Below are 2885 nucleotides of genomic sequence, written 5' to 3' on the forward strand. Positions count from 1 at the left end.
GAAGCGCGATTCAAAATTTTGTTCGTTCTTAAATCCTCCGGAGATTTTTTTTTGTAGCCATTTTAGAGATTTTATTTTGTTGAATAAAAACAAAGTTAATAAAACAGCCTCAGGAAAAGCTACCGGAGGTTTAGTTCAACAAAGTATTTATACAAGCGGGTATGAAGTTTTCATCAAAGATTTTCGCGATTAATTAAGTTTTCAGCAAGTAGAAAGTTTTCGTATTTTTATTCCGCCTGCAGAAATACCCAACCGTTGTACGTAATATGAATCCAAAATCGCATATGAAAAATATTTATCTATTGATAATAATCTTTCTTTTTTCTTGTAGTAGTAACAGAAATCTAAATAACGAAGAGATCAAAGTTTCTGAGTTTAATAAAACTCATCAAAAAATTTTAAACAAATTTGAAAATATTGTAATTTTTCAAGAAGATGATTATCTCCAGTCAAAACTTGTATTTTTTGATAAGAAAGGAATATGGTATTTAATAGAATGGGATAATAATAAATTGATAAAAAAAGATTTCCGGACTTTGCCGAGATACATAATTTCAGATAGTTTGGTTGTCGAAGTAGAAGAAGAATTATCAAGTAAAAGGAGAAATTTAAACACCTCTAATAAAAGTTCTTGGGTTAACTTTGAATATAAATATCCCGCAGATATTGAGAGAATTAACTACGAAAACGGTAACTCGGAAACGTTCAAAAATGAAAAATTTAATTCTGAATATCTACAAATAGTTCAAAAAATTCTGATTAATTGAAAATAAACTTTGTACAACAAGATAATTATAAAATCGGATATGAATTTTACTTTGAAGATTTTAACAATTAATTAAGTTTTTAACAAGCAGAAAGATTTCGTATTTTTATCCCACCTGCGGAGGTACCGACCGTTGGCGGTAATTTTAAAAGCACGCCCATTTATGAAACAAATTTTGAAATTTTTACTTTTGTTTTATTTTTCGAATTCATTTGGACAATTTGCTATTGTACATGACAAAGACAATTTCGTAAATGTTAGAGAAGACGGAGTGCAAAGCAGTAAGATTATTGACAAATTAAAAAATGGACATTTTATTTATTGTCTTGATAATAAAGGAAATTGGACAAATATTGATTATGACCAAAAAGGCGAAAAGCTTAACGGCTATGTTTATAACGACAGATACAAACTGGTTTCTGATTTTCCTGCCTTCAAAATTTCCAATACATCGCAAAACCAAGTAACTTTAAAAAAAGATAATATTGAAGTATCAATTTTTGAAAGCAAATTTGAGAAGAAAATTCATAATTTTAAATACGTTAAAAATTTTCCTGCTCAAATTGCATTAATTGATAATAAAAAATATTGGGGAATGGATGGTGGAATGCCTACAACGCAGTTTGAGAAAATTAGTATTAAAGTTGGACAAAAAAATATAATTCTACCAAAATCAGCTTTAGAAGGACTTTACGAACCTACCATTTCAAGCGCAGAGGTAAATTATGATGATGTAAATGAAACATTCTACATTCAAACCATGAACAGTGATGGAGCAGGAAGTTATTTAGTAATATGGAAAGTTGAAAAAGGAATTTACAAAGATAGATTTGTAGCGTATGGATTCTAAAAAAACTACCGCCAACAAGATATTTCTACAAGCGCGTCGGAAGTTCCTATCATAAAAACTTTTGCTAATTGTTCAGTTTCTTATATTTATAAAACTTATTATAAAAAGGAATAAAATGGCTGTTGAAATTGGAAGATGGATTGTACTATTTTTTGGACTGTTTTTTATTGTTGTTTCAGGAATTATGTTATTGAAGCCCAATACAGCAAGGGCCACTTTACGAAAAGCTGGTAGCACCGCCTTTATCAATTACGCCGAAATAACTTTACGAATGATTCCAGCCGCCGGATTGATTTTAGCTGCAGAAAATTCTAAGTTTCCTGATGTTTTCAAAATCGTGGGCTGGTTCATGATATTGACTTCCTTTATATTGTATTTCGTGCCGAGAAAATTGCATCATCAGTTTTCTAATCAATGTGCTGATATTTTACTGCCCATTTATTTTCAATTAATTTCTCCGTTTACACTTTTAATAGGTCTTTTAATCATCTACAGTGTTTACTAAAAGAGAAGTTAGTGATTTTAAACGTCCTGGCTTCCCAATCAGTCATCTCGCTAATCCATATCTTTGTACTTTAACCAAAAATAATATTTCACATGAATAATAAAATCTATCTTTTTCTTTTCATCCTTATCACTGCTTCCTGTGGTGTTACAAAAGATCTTCATTCTAAACCAATATTCCGATATGTCGATTTATATCAATACGGCAAAATTGAACTGGGACAGGATATTTCAAAATTTGATTCGCTACTAGAAAAAAATGGAGATCATAAATTTTTAAAACAAAACGTTTTCGGCGGATCAGAATCGATTCAATTGGTACAGAATTCACAAGGAAAAATTAGTGCAATTATTTTCAGTTACGGAAATGAAACCGATTTAAGATCAAAAATTAAAGACTACCAATATCTGGGAAAACCAAAAATAGAGAAAAAAAATGCAAGCTGGACAGACGGTAAAACTTTATATGAAGTTTATGTGGAAAACCAGATCGTGTACGCTAAAATGACCGATTTATTATAATAGTTGAAAGACAACTGTAGTAATCGATCTTTCTTTGTGCTTTTTTGCAATAAAAATATGCTATAATAAGTTCATTTTGTTGCATGTTAGCAAAAGAAGTTATATTTTTGCACCTCGAAATAATTAACAAAATTCATTAACATTATGAACAATTACGAAACTGTTTTCATTTTAACTCCCGTTCTATCTGATGCTCAGGTGGAGGAAGCAGTGAAAAAATTTGAAGACCTATTGGCTTCACAC

6 protein-coding genes are annotated in these 2885 nt (G+C 30.1%); all 6 read left to right on the top strand.

Features of this window, described 5'->3' with window-relative positions; translation table 11 throughout:
• A partial coding sequence (locus ACEYOS_RS07325; RefSeq protein ID WP_373797546.1) for a hypothetical protein occupies positions 1-193 on the top strand: 193 nt, incomplete at its 5' end.
• Positions 194-284: 91 nt separating this feature from the next.
• On the top strand, positions 285-767 hold the full coding sequence (locus tag ACEYOS_RS07330) for a hypothetical protein (RefSeq protein WP_373748017.1): 483 nt from the start codon (positions 285-287) through the stop codon (positions 765-767).
• A 162-nt stretch (positions 768-929) separates the two neighbouring features.
• Positions 930-1616, top strand: coding sequence for a hypothetical protein (locus tag ACEYOS_RS07335; protein WP_373748016.1), 687 nt, complete (start codon positions 930-932; stop codon positions 1614-1616).
• Between the two features lie 115 nt (positions 1617-1731).
• Positions 1732-2121: a hypothetical protein gene (locus tag ACEYOS_RS07340; RefSeq protein ID WP_373748015.1), complete on the top strand. Its 390-nt coding sequence runs from the start codon at positions 1732-1734 to the stop codon at positions 2119-2121.
• A 92-nt stretch (positions 2122-2213) separates the two neighbouring features.
• Positions 2214-2642 (top strand): hypothetical protein, encoded by a 429-nt coding sequence (locus ACEYOS_RS07345; protein ID WP_373748014.1) that lies wholly within the window; start codon positions 2214-2216, stop codon positions 2640-2642.
• Positions 2643-2786: 144 nt separating this feature from the next.
• A partial coding sequence (locus ACEYOS_RS07350; RefSeq protein ID WP_373781692.1) for a 30S ribosomal protein S6 occupies positions 2787-2885 on the top strand: 99 nt, incomplete at its 3' end.

This window comes from Kaistella sp., from assembly GCF_041824135.1.
Classification (GTDB): domain Bacteria; phylum Bacteroidota; class Bacteroidia; order Flavobacteriales; family Weeksellaceae; genus Kaistella.